The organism is Paenibacillus sp. FSL H3-0321 (genome assembly GCF_038002865.1).
In the GTDB taxonomy this organism is placed as follows: Bacteria; Bacillota; Bacilli; order Paenibacillales; family Paenibacillaceae; genus Paenibacillus_AQ.
This window is the reverse complement of record NZ_JBBODH010000001.1, coordinates 1,290,579-1,306,775: the sequence shown is the minus strand read 5'-3', so window position 1 is coordinate 1,306,775 and position 16,197 is coordinate 1,290,579. Positions and strand designations below refer to the sequence as shown.

Genomic DNA, 16,197 nt, shown 5'->3' with positions numbered 1-16,197 from the left:
TGACGGAGGCGCTGACAGTGGAGAATCAATTTAAGCAAAATACCCTTCAAGCGGTACATCAGCTCATCGAGTGGAAACGTTACAAGGAAGCTCTGACAGAAGCAGAGCAGGCGCTGCGGGAAGAGCCGGAGGATCCGGATGTTTTTGCACTGATTGCCCATATTTATAATCTCATGGATAATTATGAAAAGGCGCTGTATTGGGCGAACGAGGCACTGATCCGGGAACCGGAGCAGACGTTGGCCTGGTATGTACGCGTCAGTGTCTACTACGAAACGGACAACGAGAAAGCGCTGAATGAGAATCTGCAGGAAGCGATGCGGATTGATCCTTATGAAGCTCATTATTTTTTTCTGAAGGCTAATCTTCTAAACAAGAAGCAGAAATACAAAGAGTCGAGGGAGCTTTTGCGGCTTGCATTGGAACTAAGACCGGAGAGTCCGCTATATTTGGCTACATTAAGCTATACAGAGGCACTGCTGGGCAATATGAAAGAGTCAGCCGAACTTGACCGTCAAGCGGTTCAATATGGAGCCGAAATGCCATATGTGATGTTATATTTGGGATGGGCGGCGGGCGACCGCGGGGATTACAAGCTTAAAGAAACATACATGAAAAATGCGGTACGCCTAAGCCCTGACGATAAGCAGATTCAGAGCGAATTTCTGGAGGCGCTCCAGCAGCAGCACAAGCTGTTACGGATTTTTTTATGGCCTACCCGGCTGGTGCGCAGAATGAAGCGGTGGCAGATCATTATGGCCTGGTTCATTATATGGATTTTGTTCAGGCCGTTCGTGCTGCTGTTTATCCTATTGTATGTACTGACGCACTGGGTAACCAAAGCCATTGTACATGTGCAAGTGTTTGGCTGGAGACGAAGGGGCATGTGATAGTCTTGAGCCGGAATGTAAAAAGACACCAGCGTTTCGTTGGTGTCTTTTTACATTTACCGTGCTGAACCCTCCTGACCTCAGATCCGTTTCGCATCTACGAAGCAATGCATGTGCAGCGGAGACAACACCTTCAGCCCTTCCCCCATTTCGAAATCATTATCCCGGGCCAACTGCCGGCCTTTCTCTGCAAAGTAGAGCCGGTACAGGGCCAGTAATTCATCACTGAACTGGCTGCGGTGCTGGGCCATTGCAGCAAATTTCTGCTCGAAAGTTCCGGTGATATCAATGACCGTATTCGGCTCTGACGAGAAATAAAACCCGATGGCCTGCGGCTGCCACGGTTTGGTTGAGGTGCCTTTGGGATAACGGGCAAGTCCTGCTAAGAGAAAGGCCTGTGCCGTTGCCTTGCCAACAACGATATGATCGTGATGTGCTTCATAGGCCAGCCACGGATCGGGGCAGAAGAGGGCGTCAGGTTGTACGGTTCGAATGATTTCGGCAATTTCTCCGGCCAATGAAGGCACATGATCCAGTGTGCCATCACCATGCTGCAGCTGATGAAACTCCGTAGCGCCCAGCATTCTCCCCGCTGCCTCCAGCTCAACTCTTCGGATCTTGGCAATCTCTTCATGCGACAGCTGTTCATCTTCTGCCCCCAGGTCACCATTCGTTACGGTCAGGTAGTGGATTTCGCAGCCTTTTTCCGCGAAGCTGGCAATAATGCCGCCCATTCCGACTTCATTGTCGTCCGGATGGGGTTGTACACATAATATTTTGCGGCATCCCGTGAGTTCAGGAGGGGCCATAAGGGTATGCAATGCAGATGAATCCATATCCATTCACTCCTTATTCATAATGTACGAGCTTCAGACGATTATAAGGCTCGGGAAATTTCCAAATCGGACAATATACGATCTCTTTGCTTGTCGCTAATATTATAGAACAGGATAGGGATAATGGCAGCGACAAAACAAAGCGCCGGCAGGATGAACATCACAAAGCTGAGCCCATGCTGTAGACCCGGGGTTACCGGCTGGTTCTCAACATAGTTCAAGAACCCAAGGCTTGTACCGATGATGATTCTGGAGACAGCTCCGCTAAATTTAGTGATGAATGTATTCGTTGAAAAAACAATACCCTCCCCCCGGAAGCCCAGCTTCCATTCGGAATAGTCAATCGTATCCAGCAGCATGGATGTGCTCACAATAATGGTCATCCCTGAAAAAAAGAAGCTGATCCCGAAGAAGACAAGTGCAAACATCCTATTCTCGTCCCCAAACAGATAGGGAATAACACAGGATAAGCTGCCCAGAAGGCAAGAGGCGATAAACACCTTTTTCTTGGAAAACAACCTCAGCAATTTCGGAGTGGCTACCATTCCCAGCAGCATCCCCACAACGAGACTGATCCCCACCTGAGTGACATACACCGCATCCCCCCAGACATAAATCACATAATACAATTGAATGCTCTGCCTGATGCCGTTAATCAAATTGATAATCAGCAGTGAGGCGAGCAGGGCCAGCAAAGGCTTATTTTTGTAAATCGTCTGCAGATTTGTCTTAAAGGAAATCTTGTCGGGCGAAGGGGTTACTCTTTCTTTGGAGGTTAATCCAGTGAGAAAAATAGAGACCGCCGCAATAGCGGCTACGAGGATTGCGGAATAGAGGTAAGCATCCGTGTTTCTTTCGCCGCCGAAGGCGAGCAGCAGCTGGATGCCACCAATGGTAACGGCTACGGCTCCGAGGGTACCGCCAATTTTCCCTAAGGTAACTACCAGCGTCCGTTCATCGGGGTCTTTGGAGATTACAGAGGATAATGCCCAGAGCGGCGTATCACATACGGTATACAACATACCCCATAACAGATAGGAGATAGAGGCGATTACTAACGTCAGTGTAGGGGAACCTCCGAAATCCCAGAAACACAGAACCGTAGTAGCCGCGATAAGGAACGGGGCGAACAGCAGATAGGGTCTGAATTTCCCCCATTTTGTGCGGGTCTTGTCTGTAATCATCCCCATTACCGGATCAAGACAGGCATCGACTATGCTGGCTACCACCAGAATTAGACTGGCCGTGGTAGCAGGTATACCCAATAAATCGGTGTAAAAGAACAAAATGTACATCGACATAAAGCTGTATAGAATATTCTGGCCCAGCAATCCCCCGGAGAAAAAAATCTTTTCTTTGAAGGGTACCTTCGTTCCCATGAGACCTCCCTCATTTCCGCTGAAGTTAAAGATGATTGCAGTGTAACTGGTTGGATATGTATATTGTAATAATGTTTGCGCAAATAACGATTCCGGATATTTCGTAATTGAAGCAAAGCGTATGGATTTTTAGATTTTTTTTTGGCAATGCAAAAATAAACTATTCAGAAATCGACGAAATTTGTCGAAATATATCTATGCTGTCCGGGAGGCGTGCTGGGGAGATTGCGTAATTGCACAGCTAAACACCGGACACACACAAAGATCGTATCCAGGGGGAGTACTCATGAAGTGGTTCAGTAACATGAAAACAGCAAAGAAAATCATCTCAGCTTTTCTGCTAGTCGCTGTGATTTTGGCGGGATTCGGTGTCTATTCGATATCGACGCTGCGGGGGATGAACAAAAACACAAATGAAATGTACAACAACAATTTGATTTCCGTAAGAGATTTATCCGCAGCACAGATCAGTTTTATGAATATGCGTTTATATTTGCGGAATATGAGCACAGAGAGCGGAGCTGAAGCAAAGGCTAAGATCAAGACCGAGATTGCTGCAGCCCGTGAGAGTATCGAACAAAAGATCGATACTTTCCGTGCGGTAGCCAATACCACGAAGGAGCAGGAACTGCTGCGGACGTTCGATATCGAATACCCATCCTATTTAACGCTTTATGAGCAGGGCATGTCCATCGCAGAGAATAAGGATATTACGGCATTTAACGAATTTAATAAAACAGTTCTGAGCCTGCAATCAGAGAAGGTTGCAGTGACATTGACGGAGCTGGTTGCTTTCAATGCAAGCTTGGCAGAAGCCACCAACCATCGTTCGGAACAAACCTATAACACCTCCTGGTTGTTACTATAGCCGTGGTAGTCGCTGCGGTCATAATCAGCATCCTTATTGGAACTTTCATTGCACGCTCGATCTCTAGACCTCTACGGCAGATGCTTAGTCTCGCTTCCGCGGTGGCTGACGGAGATTTGACGCAACAAGCGGAGGTTACCTCCAAGGATGAAGTGGGTCAATTGGCGTCTGCGCTCAACCGGATGGTGACCAACTTAAAGGATTTGATCAATGGTATCGTGATGAATTCGCAAAGTGTTGCCGCTTCCTCCGAGGAGATATCTGCAAGCACACAGGAAATTTCCAGCACCAGCACCAGCCAGTCGGCTGCGGCAGCCAACATCACTGAACTCTTCAGAGAACTGTCGCTTGCCATTAACTCTGTGGCTGTAAGTGCAGAAGAAGCAGCAGAGCTCTCTAATGATACGGTCAGAACTGCCCGTGAAGGCGGATATGTGGTCGAGACATCCCTTCAGGGAATGCAGGCTGTGAATCACAAGATGACTCAGCTGGAGGATGACTCCAGCAAGATTGGCGATATTATTGAGGTCATTGACGATATCGCCGAGCAAACGAACCTGCTTGCGCTGAATGCAGCCATTGAAGCAGCCCGTGCCGGAGAGCAGGGCCGCGGCTTTGCCGTTGTAGCCGATGAGGTCCGCAAGCTGGCGGAACGAAGCAGCGAGGCGACAAAGGAAATTACGAAGATTATTAAAGCGATGCAGGAAAATACGAAGCAGAGTGTCCGGGCCGTGTCCGAAAGTGTGGAGCAATCTTCGATGACCAGCCAGGCTTTTGAGCAAATTATCGCGATGGTGAATAACTCCGCGCTTAAAGTGAATGAAATTGCTGCGGCGTGCGAGGAAGAGTCTGCACAGGCTGCTGAGGTTATGAGTTCGGTAGAAGCGATCTCGGCTTCGAGTGAGGAGTCCGCCGCTGCTTCTGAAGAGACTGCAGCTACCTGCCAGTCTTTGGCTCAGCTCTCTGAAGAATTGGCCATTTCCGCTGCCGCATTCAAAACCCACTAATTTTACAGACTGAAGGTGACAACATGTCCGCGCTGCAGAAGGAACAATATATTGAACTCGCCGTGGGTGCCGAGACCTGTGCGATCCGCATCGAAGAGATTCATGAAATCATCAAGATGCTGAGCATTACGGATATACCGTTCACCAGGAATGAAGTTAAGGGCGTGGTGAACCTCCGGGGCAAAGTAGTCTGTGTCATGAGCCTGCGCAATCTGCTTGGTATGTCGGATGAGCCCTATACAAGAGAAACCCGGATTATCGTAGTCCGTTGCCGGGATGAATTCGTAGGCTTGATCGTAGATAAAGTGAACAAAGTGACTACCTACGGAGAAATTCATCCGCCTACTGGAGGGCATAGCCGAAGTAGAGAAGGTGTTTTTCATGGCATTGGACAACAGGGAGACCAGCTTATTGGGATCTTGAAGCTCGAGGAAATATTGGGCGGATAGAAAGGAGAATATAAATAATGATGGAGCTGTCTGCCTACCGAGATATTTTCATAGAAGAGCTGAACGACCAGTTGGAGCGGATGGACCAGTCCCTGTTGACCCTTGAACAATCTCCTTCTTCCGAGCTGATCCAAGTTCTGTTCCGGGCCGCGCATACAATCAAGGGCTCTTCTTCAACGATGGCCTTCCGGGAAATGAGTGATTTGACCCATGAAGTGGAGTATGCGCTGGAATGGGTACGTGAGAAAAAACCGGAAATCACCGCAATTCTGATTGATACACTCTTTAGCGCACTGGACGCCATGAAGAAGCTGCGCAGCCAATATATCAGCGGGGAAGCTTATGATGACTGCAGTTCTGTGGTTTCGGAGATTAAAGCGCTGATTAACAAACCTGCAGAGCAAGAGCCGGTCCGCCCGCCTGTATTAAGTGCCGCTGAGAATCTTAAAGTAGAGGAAGCCACTGCCGCCGGGGAACTGATCCTAATGATCGGAGTTTCGCTGAAAGAGGATTGCCAGATGAAGGCAGCACGCCATTTCATCCTGTTGCAGCGGATCGAAGATATCTGCGGATCGGTTATTACCGCCTCACTTTCACCAGGTGAAGTTGTAGATAAAGATGAAGACAGCCGTTACGGCAGATTCGCTGTAGTGGTTGCAACATCGAAAGAGCCGCAGCTGATCCAGTCACAGCTGGAGGGGGATTCAGATGTGCAAACTCTGGCGATTACTCCATTCGAATCGGGAGAAGCTGCCGGCGGAGAGATAGCTACTACAGAAGTGCCGGCAAATATGCCACAGTCCGGGCCTCCGGCTGAAGAACGGGTCAAAGGTAATCAACCGACGGTCCGGGTCAGTGTGGAACGGCTCGATCATCTGATGAATCTGGTCGGTGAATTGCTGATAGACCAGACCTCACTAGCGGATCTGAAGACGACTGGCATCCGCAATGACCCTGCTAAAGCGCTGCAGAGCATCAGTGGCGTATCCGATCATATGGGCAGTGTCATCAAGGAATTGCAGGAAGGCGTGATGAAGACACGCATGCTGCCTATAGACCAGCTCTTCAGCCGGTTCCCGCGTATGGTCAGAGACCTGGCGCAAAAGCTCGGCAAGGATATAGAGCTGGTGGTACAGGGCGGCGAGACCGAACTGGACAGGATGATTATCGAGGAATTGAGCGATCCCTTGATCCACTTAATCCGCAACAGTGCAGACCACGGAATCGAAAGCCACGAAGTGCGTGCGTCAAAAGGCAAACCGGCGAAGGGGCGAATTACCCTGTCCTCCTTCCACGAAGAGAATAATGTAGTGATTTCCCTGGCAGACGACGGTCAGGGCATTGATGCCGGGAATATCAAGGCTTCCGCGCTTCGCAAAGGCATCATTACAGAGGATCAGGCCGCACATTTGACGCCGCTTCAAGCGCTTCATCTCATTTTTGAGCCTGGATTCTCGACGGCTTCCGAGGTGAGCGATGTATCCGGACGTGGTGTGGGAATGGATATTGTCCGCAGCCAAATCGGAAGGTTGAACGGAATCATTGATATTGATACAGAGCCGGGTAAAGGGACGACATTCACGATCAGGCTTCCGCTCACCTTGGCGATCATCAAGGGATTGCTGGTCAAGGTGTCAGGCCGGGTATTGATTCTCCCCATGTACAACATTGCTGAAATTGTACGTATTCACCCGGAAGAGATTCAGACGATCCAAGGGGAGCAGGCGATTATCAACCATGGACGGATTGTACCGTTCTCCTGGCTGCGGGACAAGCTGCATTATCCGCGTGTTGAGCGCAGTTCCAAAACGATCTCGATTGTCATTGTCAGATCAGTCGACAAAATTTCTGCCTTTGCAGTGGATGAAATCTTGGGCAATCAGGAAGTGGTCATCAAAACGCTCGGAACCATGCTCGGGACCTTGAACCATCTATCCGGGGCGACCATTCTGGGGAACGGACGGGTGGCTATCATCTTGGATGCTTCCTATCTCGTAAGCCATTAATTTATGATGAGAGAGTGCTTCATCAGCCGGGAGAATGGCTGATGGAGCACTCTTTTTCAATAGAGCCCTGTATAGAACTTTACAGGATGGAGAAAAATATGGAAGAAGACTTAAGGGAAAGGAGTGGTGATGTGGATATTACACTGGGATCTGATGAAGTTATCAACCGGATCAAGCAGCTTCAATCCAACGGAACAATCAACAAAAAGCAGGTAAAACAGCAGGATCCGGAGCTGATGCGGAGCGCATTGTATTATTTTCCAAGCTGGGAGCATGCCCTGAAAAACGCAGAGCTGGTATAGAACAATACGACAAAGAGCCGAAGATGCGACTACTGCGCACCTGCGGCTCTTTAACTTTGTGAGGAAATCCACTTCTCATTTATTCCGTTGAACCCTTCATTTTTGGTAAGAATTTTTGTTGTTCGATTGCTTTTTGGTTTAACTGCAGTTCATCTCTGAACGAATTGATTTTCAACTGCAGTTTGCGCAGGATCTCCAACTGCATCTCATTAACCCGGTCTTCAATGCAAAATGCGGAGCAGGAGAGAATACCGTCGGCATAAGACTTCGTTTCATCGGTAACGGTATTAAGCTTCTCTTTATAGATTCTCTTTACAGGTCCAAGCTCGGGTTTGATCTCGTAATAACGGTTGGTCTCAAGCAGCAATCGCCAAGGGCTCACCTTAAAATCAAATTCATCCTTTTCTATCTCTGCAGATACTTTAACTATTTTAATCTGATTGTTCATGATGATAGTGATCCTCCTGCAAACCCATATTTTTAATGGGGATAAATTCTCGATGATGGACTAAGAGATTATATCATGCAAAAGGATCATTTCCTACTGAAATTTATTAAAAGAATAGTTCATTGGAACTATGTGTAAATATCTTTTGCAGGAGGATGTCATGAAAAAGTTAATTGTTGTCAACGGCCCCAATGGTTTCGGGAAATCAGCCGTATGCAGAAGTCTGAAAGGGGTGCTAAATCATTCCATATGTCTGGACGGCGATTGGTGCTGGATGATGAATCCCTGGATCGTAAACGATGAAAACAGAGCCATGGTGGAGAATAACATTACATATCAGCTAAGAAACTTCTTGACGAACTCTACATTTGAACATGTCATTTTCAGTTGGGTACTTCATCGCGAAGAGATCTTGCAAGGTCTTCTGAAACGGCTAGATGATCTGGAATTTGATACACAAACGATTACCTTGATCTCTTCGGAGACTGCACTAAGGCAGCGAATGGAGCAAGACCATAGACCGGAAGAGCAAATTCTTAGCAGTATCGAACGATTATGCTTATACTGGAACATGAGGACTACTAAAATAGATACAAGCAGCCACGGTGTGGACGAAGTTGTTGAACAAATGAAATTAATCATCAGTCAATAAGGAGGGCTTTATGCATATGCATAATCTTCAAGCCGTTTTCATAGACCGTGACGGGACGATGGGGGGAACCGGACATTTTATTCATCCCCGCGATTTTGAACTGTTCCCGTTCGCGTTGGGCGCGATACATCTGCTTAAAGAGAAGGGGATCAAGGTCTTTGCGCTAACTAATCAGCATAGAATTGCTCTTGGCCAAGCCAGTGAGGCGGAATTTACCAGCCAGTTTGTGTCCTTCGGGATGGACGCCTCCTACATTTGTCCTCATTCCTCCGGGAGTGACTGTGAATGCCAGAAACCCAAACCAGGGCTGCTTCTTAGAGCAGCCGAGGAACATGGTTTGGATTTGAGACAATGTGCGGTTATTGGTGATGTTGGAACAACGGATATGCTGGCAGCAGCCGCAGTGGGCGCAATCAAAGTGCTTGTCCGTACGGGCTGGGGCGAAAATTCGCTTATGGCTTACCGCAAGGATTGGTATGAGGCGGCGGAGCCGGACTTTATTGCAGCAGATTTGCTGGAAGCCGCACAATGGCTGATTGCATTGAAAGTTGGCTAAGACAGGGCAGCCAGCGGATGTGTTTAATTTTTTCATAATAAGGCTTGAGCTTACGCTCCTGGAACTTCGCTTCTATGCGGCTATACAGATTGTTGCCCATAGCAAATAATCCTCCTTTAATAGAAATAACGGCTATACATACCAGATCATAACCTTGTACGAGATGATTGGAGAGCAGCAGGATCATTTTAAAGTGCAATATTGTTTTTAGAGAGATGAAACCGCAGAATAAGTGGTTGTCGAAGAGAACGGTAAACAGCGGCGTCCGGTCGAGGCTCAGTATGTTAAGGATGACTTTATAGCAAACCAAATAGAAGTTAAGCAGCAAACGTCCGCATCCCTCCAACATAAATATCCGCCTCCTCATCCACAGCTGCAACTTTTTGGAAAACCATGAGTCTTATAATTATCTGAGAACTAGAAAATAAAGTAAAGTGAAGAAAGGATATGGATAGATTATGAGAAAAATATGGCTGTTTGCTCCTATGTTGCTATTGCTGTTTCTGTTCCCGGCAATATCGTCAGCGGCTACCCATGCTTCGTTTATTTATTACGTGGCGAATGGCGGCAAGGGTACTGTTCCGGCACTGGTTAAGAGCGGCACTGCGTTTGTCCCGGCAAGTCTGCTGGAAGAGGCGGGTCTGCGGGTTGCCTGGGATAAGGCAGATCTACGGGCCAAATACGTTGGATGGGAAAAAACAGTGGTTGTCACGGTTGGCAGCAAGACTGCTGTGCTTGATGGGAAAACAGTTCAATTAGGAGGAGCGCCGTTCCGGTATAAAGAGCAATTATATCTTCCTGCACGCTTTGTGGTGCAGGCGCTGGAAGGGCAGACAGTAAGCTGGGATGCGGCTCATGCTGTCTATACCGCCAAAGGGCTTGGGACCTTTGCAAGCATCAACGCAACATTTGAAGGTATCACGTATTCTGTTGTTAAAGAGTCCGGCAAGCTGTATGCCGCAAAGGCGCCGGGAAAACCGCAGCTGATTGCTAAACTCGGCTCCAAGCTGTACGACATGGTCGATTTCAAGTTCCAGAAGACACCCGGTGGTTTAATCCACTTAACACTCTCGGATATTTACGGTGAACCTCATATTAACAATACATGGTACACCCTGGTGATAAAGAACGGAGTGGTGATCCGGCAGGCGAGCGTCGGCTATTACAACCGGTTCGGAAATAACGTAGCCATGTATGACAATAATCTGGTGCTTACGGATGGCAAGATCCTCCGGGTAATTGAGGACGGAACAGGGAAGGTGAAGGAGACCCTGGACCTGGTGAAACTCGGCGGTGAAGACGATAATTATCTGGTGGAAGGAATTGATGATGATTTCCTGTTGATCCGTCCGAATCAGAAGGGAATTCTAATGTTTATTGACCGCAAGACAGGCGGAAAGACGTTGTTGTACAAGGAGCTGTTGAATCAGGAACAGCAGCAATATGCGGAAACGAACGACGTGCCTTACTACGGAGACGAATTGAAGTTTATCAAACGTGAAAGCAATACTTTGCAGTTTAAGCTGGGCAGAGAAGATAAAATATACAACTATCGAATGAATGAATATTAAGGAGTGGCAGATTTGAACAAATGCTTTTTTGCGGTCATTTTACTGTCTTCGCTGCTCTTTGTGAACGGTTGCACTACCTCAAAGCATGTCTGATCCGATTCATTATAGAAAGGCAAGGTGTAAGTATGTGCAGTCCCGCTGACTATTTATATCATTATTATGAGAAGTCCAGAGGCCCGTTTGCCAATTTATCCGATTTGAGCGAAGCGCAGGCAGACGAAGTTCTGGAATCAATCCGCAAACAAAACGAGGTGATGGCCTCCCGCCGAGATCAGGGGTATTTAGTTCGCAGACGGGAGTTAGAGGGATTAGCCAGAGAACTGTTCCTTTTAAAAGGCGGGAAGCCTGTAAGAAAAGCCCCGCATTATATGGTAGTTGGCCCATGCGACTGGCTTAGTGACTGGTATAAGGAAAGTGCTTTTGTACAAATACCTATTTCACAGTTTAAACTGGACACCCTCTCGTTCTCCTATGGCGATTTGTTTCCCACCTTTAGCCCGCGGGTGAATGACGGCAAGGAATATCGCAGGCAGATTTACACCTACCAAGAAATCTTAGAGCTCATTCAGAAATATGGCTTGCCTCAGGAATGGAACAGAGATGGCTCATATGGGCCGGAGAGATATATTGAAGTGCAGGTCTGGGATGATGGACCACTGGGGAGAACAGTTGAAGCTTAAAAAAAGGAATCATAGCGGAATTGTGTAGATAAATATGGCGTAAGTCACAGAAATGGATTACAATAAATCCATTATTGCCCTTTGCATGGCGATGAACACTAGATTGTATAACAGAGGAGACGAGTAATGGTAAAAAACACTGCAAAAGGGCATCCGATTTTATTTTCACTCATGCTGGGGGTTCTGCTGACTGTATTGATTTCAGTCGCATCCGCAGCCGGAACCATCATGGAACTGGACGATACGGGGCTGATGATTGCCCAAGCTGTAGCATTTTTGGTCATGGCTGTTATTGTAACGCTGTATATGACAAAAGGAGAGCGCACCTTAGCCCAATTCGGCTTCAGAAGCACTGGCGTGTCCAAGGCAAAAGAAGCTCTCTATTATGTACCGCTGCTTATTATCGCACTTGTACAACCTATTATGAGCGGCATCAACTTTGAGCTTTCTGCGGTCGACATTCTGGTTATTGTAATTTTCACCATGCTGGTGGGCTTTACGGAAGAATCCGTTTTCCGGGGAATCATCAGGGATAAACTGAAATTCAAGGGGCCGGTGTTTTACATCGTGTTCTCCTCCGTCTTTTTTGGCGTCCTACATATGGCTAATGCATTAAACGGAAGTAATATAATACATATTCTTTTGCAGGTCATTAATGCGCTGCTGCTCGGTTTCATATTTGCACTGCTTATTGAAACTACAAACCACATTATTCCATTGATCGTGTTTCATTTTGCCTATGATGCGCTTGCATTGATCAGCAATGAGAATCTGGACCAGGAAGTTCTGCTGGTTTCCATCTTGAATATCTTGTACCTGATCTATGGAATCTATCTGGCTTACAACCTGGTGCGCAGAAACAAGGTCAACCAACCAGTCGGCAAAACGGTCGGGAACCACAGGTAGGTCAGGCTGCATTGAGCAACCCCTGATTCTGCAAAAAGTGGTTTGAGTGCTGCGACTAATGAATTGCTTCACCACTTATCAAAGGCGCCTTCAGCTTAATGCTGAAGGTGCCTTTTGACGTTAAGAGCCAGCGGTAAGAGCCAGCGGTAAGAGCCAGCGGATTCTAGACGCTGGCTTCGGCAGACGCACCGATCCTGCGGAAATCCGAGGGAGAGAACCCGGTCTCTTTTTTGAAGATGCGGTTGAAGGAGCGGTAGTTCTCGAACCCGATTGCTTCGGCGATTTCGAAGGTTTTCTGATCGGAGGTCAAGAGCAGCAGTTTGGCCCTTTCTATTCGTAATCGGGTCAAATACTGGATAAAACTCTCGCCTACGGTTTTCTTGAACATACTGCTAAAATAAGGGACGCTGTAATTGATCGAGGCGGCCAGCTCTTCCAGCTTATAGGGATAAGCCAAATCCTCGTGCATCCGCCGGATAATTCTCGACATCGAGGCATCGAGCTTTGTGCCCTCACCCTGCAGTTGCTGCAGCTTGCGGAAGGAACTGCAGATGGCGTCATGAACAGAATGGAAGGTCTGGCATTCCTCCAGCTTCTTCCGGCAGGAAGCTTCCAGGTCGGCTGCCCCCTCCGCGTCAACAATAAATTGGCTGAGCTCCAAAAAAACTCTCAGGTATAGGGATTTAATCTGCTCGGGTTCCCAGTGTTGCTCCGCAGCCTGGTGGTAAAAGGCACTGCGCTGCTGGTCCAGCGCGGATAAGCTCAAGTGGGACTCCAGCAGAGCAGTCTTCAGCACCTTGATCCAAAAGCGGCTATTAGGCTCCGGGATGCGCTGGAATTTCAGAGATTGCTGCCACACTTCACCAGTTAAGGTCTGATTGGCTTGGTAGAAGAAGGGATAAGCAGCGGAAGCCAGCTTTTTGAGCGTGCCGGCATCACTGCCCGTCCCTGCTTCGAAGACATATTCCAGTGCTATGGCTCCTATCTTCAAATTAGAGGCAAAGCTCTCCAGGATCTGCTCCATTAGCCCGGATGCTTCCAGCCGGCGCTCGTCCGTATAGATTGCAAAGAAACGCCCTTGGTCCAGCGTGACTACCTTGCCCACACCTTGGTTGTCCAGCAGCTCTTTCAGAACGTTGACGCCGGCGAACTGCCAGAGCTTAAGTTCTTCAAGCTGGTCCATGGAGAAACGCAGGGAGCTTCTGTCCAGCTCCAGCACCAAGGCTCTAAATCGGCCCCGGCCAACCGGAATGCCAGCCTGCTCAAGGCTCTGCAGCCAGCTCGATTCGTTGGCGGGATTGCGGAGCATCTCCAGAAACAAACCCTGCTCGATCTCAATTTCACTTGAGCGGACCCTCTGCTCCAGCAGCATTTGTTTTTCCCGTGTCTCTTCAAGCGAAACGGCCTTGCGGGTCAGCTCCTCCAGAGTGCGGGTCAGCAGCTCCGGATCGGAGAGACAATCATCCTTGATCAGGTAGGAATCCGCCTTCAGATGAATGGCCTGCTGGGCATAATGGAAATCCTGATGGCAGGTCAGAATAACAATCTGCGGCCGGGGCAGGCCGCTGCTCTCAATTTCCCGCAGCATATCGAGCCCGTTCATCCCCGGCATCGTAATGTCTGTAACTATCAGCTGGGGTTTATTTTGCAGAAATAGCTCCAGGCCTTCCTGGCCGTCTTCTGCCTCCCCGCTAAAGGTAAACAGGTCGCTGCGCTGCTCGATCATGTGCCGGAAGACCGTTCTGGCCGGGTATTCATCTTCAACAAGGATGACTTTGTAGTTATTCATGCTGTTCCTCCTTTACTCTTACCGAGTCCTGTTCAAGTATGAAAGTGATCGCCATGCCTTCCCCGGGTTTGCTGGCAAGCATAATCTGGGTGTCCCGGCCGAACATCAGCCGCATCCTCATCCAGACATTCTGCAGCCCGATATTGTCGCTGATTTCTTCACGGGGAAGATGAAGCTTCAGCTTCTCCAGCTCTTGATCCTCCATACCGATGCCGTCATCCCTGATCTCGATCATGATTGCGGATGATTCGGGAATAGAGAACACTTTAATAGTAATATGGCCTTCGCTTACCTTGGCGGGAAGAATACCGTGAAAGACAGAATTTTCGATCAGCGGCTGCAGGCTCAGCTTAGGAATCTGCAGCCGCTGCAGCGGTTCTTCAATCTCTAGCGCAAGTAAGATCCGGCATTTATAACGCATATTGAGCAGGCCTACGTAATCCTCAAGATAGTCAAGCTCTTGCTGCAGCATAACGGTCTGCTCGTAATTCTCCATCGAATAGCGGAGTAGTGCGACCAAACGGCCCATCAGCGAATTTATCCCGTCATAGTCCTTCATGATCGCAAACATCCGGATGGTGTTCAGCGTGTTATACATGAAGTGGGGGTTAATCTGAGATTGCAGCGCCCTGATTTCCAGTCTGCGCTTCAAATCCTCCGATTCATGCAGATCCGCCAGCAGATCCTGAATGCGGACAGCCATCGTATTCAGCATCCGGCCGAGATCCCCGATTTCATTGTTGGCAAAATGCGTGACCCGCGCATCGAAACGCCCTTTCTTGATGGCGTCGACCTGTCGCCGTACGGCCTGCAAGGGACGGTACAGATGATAACCGAAGCCGACAACAGAAAGTGCGCCAAGCCCAACGAGCAGGATCAGGAAATACATCACGGTTCTGCGGATAATCACTGTGCTCTCTCCAAGCTGCTTGGATGGAATCTCCGAAATGACAATCCATTTATCATAGGTTGACGTCTGCTTGACGGAAATAATTGAAGAGTCCATGCGGAATTGACCTGGCTGCTGGAGATTCTTCCAATGGCTTAATATGCTGTGGATGCGTTCTTCCTCTGCATTTCCACCCAGCTTGCTGGTAGTAGCGATGGATTTGCCGTCGTCGGTTACCAGGGCAATAGAGCCTGTGGAGCCTAGCTGGATATTCTGGATCTGGCGCAGATATTCGCCATTTTTCATCGAAATCAGCAGAATGCCTTGCAAATCCTCGTATTGGTAAAACGGGATACGGGAGATATAATAAGTCGAACTATTCAATATATCGAGCTCAGGCAATGAATGCTTATCCAAGAAAAGCCCCGGCTTACCGGACTCCAGATAATGCTCAATCAGAGGTTTGTAAGGTGATGCTGCCATCGGCGAAGGGGCTTCGGTGGAAGACAGGATCTCGCCGGTCACAGCGGAATACACCTGCAGGCCCTCAACATTGCCGATAATCGCCGAAGCGGTACTGAGTACGGAGATCAGATCTTTTTTACGGACAACCTCTTCAAAATATTGATCGGAAGGCGAGACCAGTGCTCCTTGAATCGAGGACATCCGCGAATACTGTTCGCTGAGCTCCCGGAATCTGGACATGGTTAGCTCGATCCGGTCCACAACTTGATTTACGAGCTGGGCATTCAGCCGGTTCACCTGCTCCTCAACCGTCCTGCTGGAGACGCTTACAGAAATATACGACAATACAATCAGCGGAATGATGGAGATGGCAAGCATGACCAGAATCATTTTGATATAGAAGCTTCGCGTCAAAAATGAAAAAAAGGGTGATAACATGTCTTCACTTCCGTCTCCTGGGATGTCTAAATAAATTATAGTACGAGGCTGCGGTGAAGGATACCC

Annotated in this window: 17 protein-coding genes; 11 read left to right on the top strand and 6 right to left on the bottom strand. The window is 48.4% G+C overall.

All coding sequences use genetic code 11. The features are described from left to right. The first annotated feature begins 17 nt into the window (after window positions 1-17). Window positions 18-890: a tetratricopeptide repeat protein gene (locus MHI45_RS05760; RefSeq protein ID WP_083675768.1), complete on the top strand. Its 873-nt coding sequence runs from the start codon at window positions 18-20 to the stop codon at window positions 888-890. A gap of 80 nt (window positions 891-970) precedes the next feature. On the opposite strand, the gene MHI45_RS05755 is transcribed toward MHI45_RS05760, so the two are convergent. Continuing rightward, window positions 971-1,726 carry a PIG-L deacetylase family protein gene (locus MHI45_RS05755; RefSeq protein WP_076112396.1) on the bottom strand — a complete coding sequence of 252 codons (756 nt, stop codon included), beginning with the start codon at window positions 1,724-1,726 and terminating at the stop codon, window positions 971-973. 41 nt (window positions 1,727-1,767) lie between these two features. After that, the gene (locus MHI45_RS05750) at window positions 1,768-3,105 is read right to left on the bottom strand and encodes an MFS transporter (protein ID WP_076112397.1); all 1,338 of its coding nucleotides are present in this window, start codon (window positions 3,103-3,105) and stop codon (window positions 1,768-1,770) included. A 286-nt stretch (window positions 3,106-3,391) separates the two neighbouring features. On the opposite strand from MHI45_RS05750, the gene MHI45_RS05745 reads away from it, so the two are divergent. The 5 genes from MHI45_RS05745 (at window position 3,392) to MHI45_RS05725 (ending at window position 7,737) form a co-directional block, all read left to right on the top strand. Next, complete coding sequence (locus tag MHI45_RS05745; RefSeq protein WP_144024382.1) at window positions 3,392-3,973, top strand: MCP four helix bundle domain-containing protein; 582 nt, start codon at window positions 3,392-3,394, stop codon at window positions 3,971-3,973. Window positions 3,974-4,053: 80 nt separating this feature from the next. Beyond that, complete coding sequence (locus MHI45_RS05740) at window positions 4,054-4,980, top strand: methyl-accepting chemotaxis protein (protein ID WP_256718183.1); 927 nt, start codon at window positions 4,054-4,056, stop codon at window positions 4,978-4,980. Window positions 4,981-5,003: 23 nt separating this feature from the next. Next, entirely contained in the window at window positions 5,004-5,429 is a 426-nt protein-coding gene (locus MHI45_RS05735; RefSeq protein WP_076112398.1) for a chemotaxis protein CheW, read from the top strand. Window positions 5,430-5,446: 17 nt separating this feature from the next. Beyond that, entirely contained in the window at window positions 5,447-7,435 is a 1,989-nt protein-coding gene (locus MHI45_RS05730) for a chemotaxis protein CheA (protein ID WP_076112399.1), read from the top strand. Window positions 7,436-7,533: 98 nt separating this feature from the next. Further along, the gene (locus tag MHI45_RS05725) at window positions 7,534-7,737 is read left to right on the top strand and encodes a hypothetical protein (protein ID WP_038594117.1); all 204 of its coding nucleotides are present in this window, start codon (window positions 7,534-7,536) and stop codon (window positions 7,735-7,737) included. Window positions 7,738-7,816: 79 nt separating this feature from the next. Here the strand turns inward: MHI45_RS05725 and MHI45_RS05720 are convergent, their stop codons facing one another. Then, entirely contained in the window at window positions 7,817-8,185 is a 369-nt protein-coding gene (locus MHI45_RS05720; protein ID WP_076112400.1) for a hypothetical protein, read from the bottom strand. A 160-nt stretch (window positions 8,186-8,345) separates the two neighbouring features. On the opposite strand from MHI45_RS05720, the gene MHI45_RS05715 reads away from it, so the two are divergent. Together MHI45_RS05715 and MHI45_RS05710 are read left to right on the top strand one after the other, a co-directional pair. After that, window positions 8,346-8,837: an AAA family ATPase gene (locus tag MHI45_RS05715; RefSeq protein ID WP_076112401.1), complete on the top strand. Its 492-nt coding sequence runs from the start codon at window positions 8,346-8,348 to the stop codon at window positions 8,835-8,837. Window positions 8,838-8,853: 16 nt separating this feature from the next. Beyond that, entirely contained in the window at window positions 8,854-9,393 is a 540-nt protein-coding gene (locus MHI45_RS05710; protein WP_076112485.1) for an HAD-IIIA family hydrolase, read from the top strand. Here MHI45_RS05710 and MHI45_RS05705 read toward each other — a convergent pair. Next, window positions 9,335-9,742, bottom strand: a complete 408-nt coding sequence (locus MHI45_RS05705; protein ID WP_076112402.1) for a hypothetical protein — start codon at window positions 9,740-9,742, stop codon at window positions 9,335-9,337. The genes MHI45_RS05710 and MHI45_RS05705 overlap by 59 nt on opposite strands. Before the next feature lie 109 nt (window positions 9,743-9,851). Here MHI45_RS05705 and MHI45_RS05700 point away from each other — a divergent pair, with 109 nt between their 5' ends. The 3 genes from MHI45_RS05700 to MHI45_RS05690 all read left to right on the top strand — a co-directional run bounded on the left by MHI45_RS05700 (window position 9,852) and on the right by MHI45_RS05690 (window position 12,550). Then, a complete protein-coding gene (locus MHI45_RS05700; RefSeq protein ID WP_083675770.1) occupies window positions 9,852-10,964 on the top strand; it encodes a copper amine oxidase N-terminal domain-containing protein in 1,113 nt (370 codons plus the stop codon). A 125-nt stretch (window positions 10,965-11,089) separates the two neighbouring features. After that, a complete protein-coding gene (locus tag MHI45_RS05695) occupies window positions 11,090-11,644 on the top strand; it encodes a hypothetical protein (RefSeq protein ID WP_076112487.1) in 555 nt (184 codons plus the stop codon). Window positions 11,645-11,770: 126 nt separating this feature from the next. Further along, a complete protein-coding gene (locus MHI45_RS05690; protein WP_076112403.1) occupies window positions 11,771-12,550 on the top strand; it encodes a CPBP family intramembrane glutamic endopeptidase in 780 nt (259 codons plus the stop codon). Between the two features lie 163 nt (window positions 12,551-12,713). Here MHI45_RS05690 and MHI45_RS05685 read toward each other — a convergent pair whose 3' ends face one another. Together MHI45_RS05685 and MHI45_RS05680 are read right to left on the bottom strand one after the other, a co-directional pair. Continuing rightward, entirely contained in the window at window positions 12,714-14,339 is a 1,626-nt protein-coding gene (locus MHI45_RS05685) for a response regulator transcription factor (protein ID WP_076112404.1), read from the bottom strand. Further along, window positions 14,332-16,131 (bottom strand): cache domain-containing sensor histidine kinase, encoded by a 1,800-nt coding sequence (locus tag MHI45_RS05680; protein ID WP_076112405.1) that lies wholly within the window; start codon window positions 16,129-16,131, stop codon window positions 14,332-14,334. Before MHI45_RS05680 ends, MHI45_RS05685 begins: the two co-directional genes overlap by 8 nt. Between the last annotated feature and the right edge of the window lie 66 nt (window positions 16,132-16,197).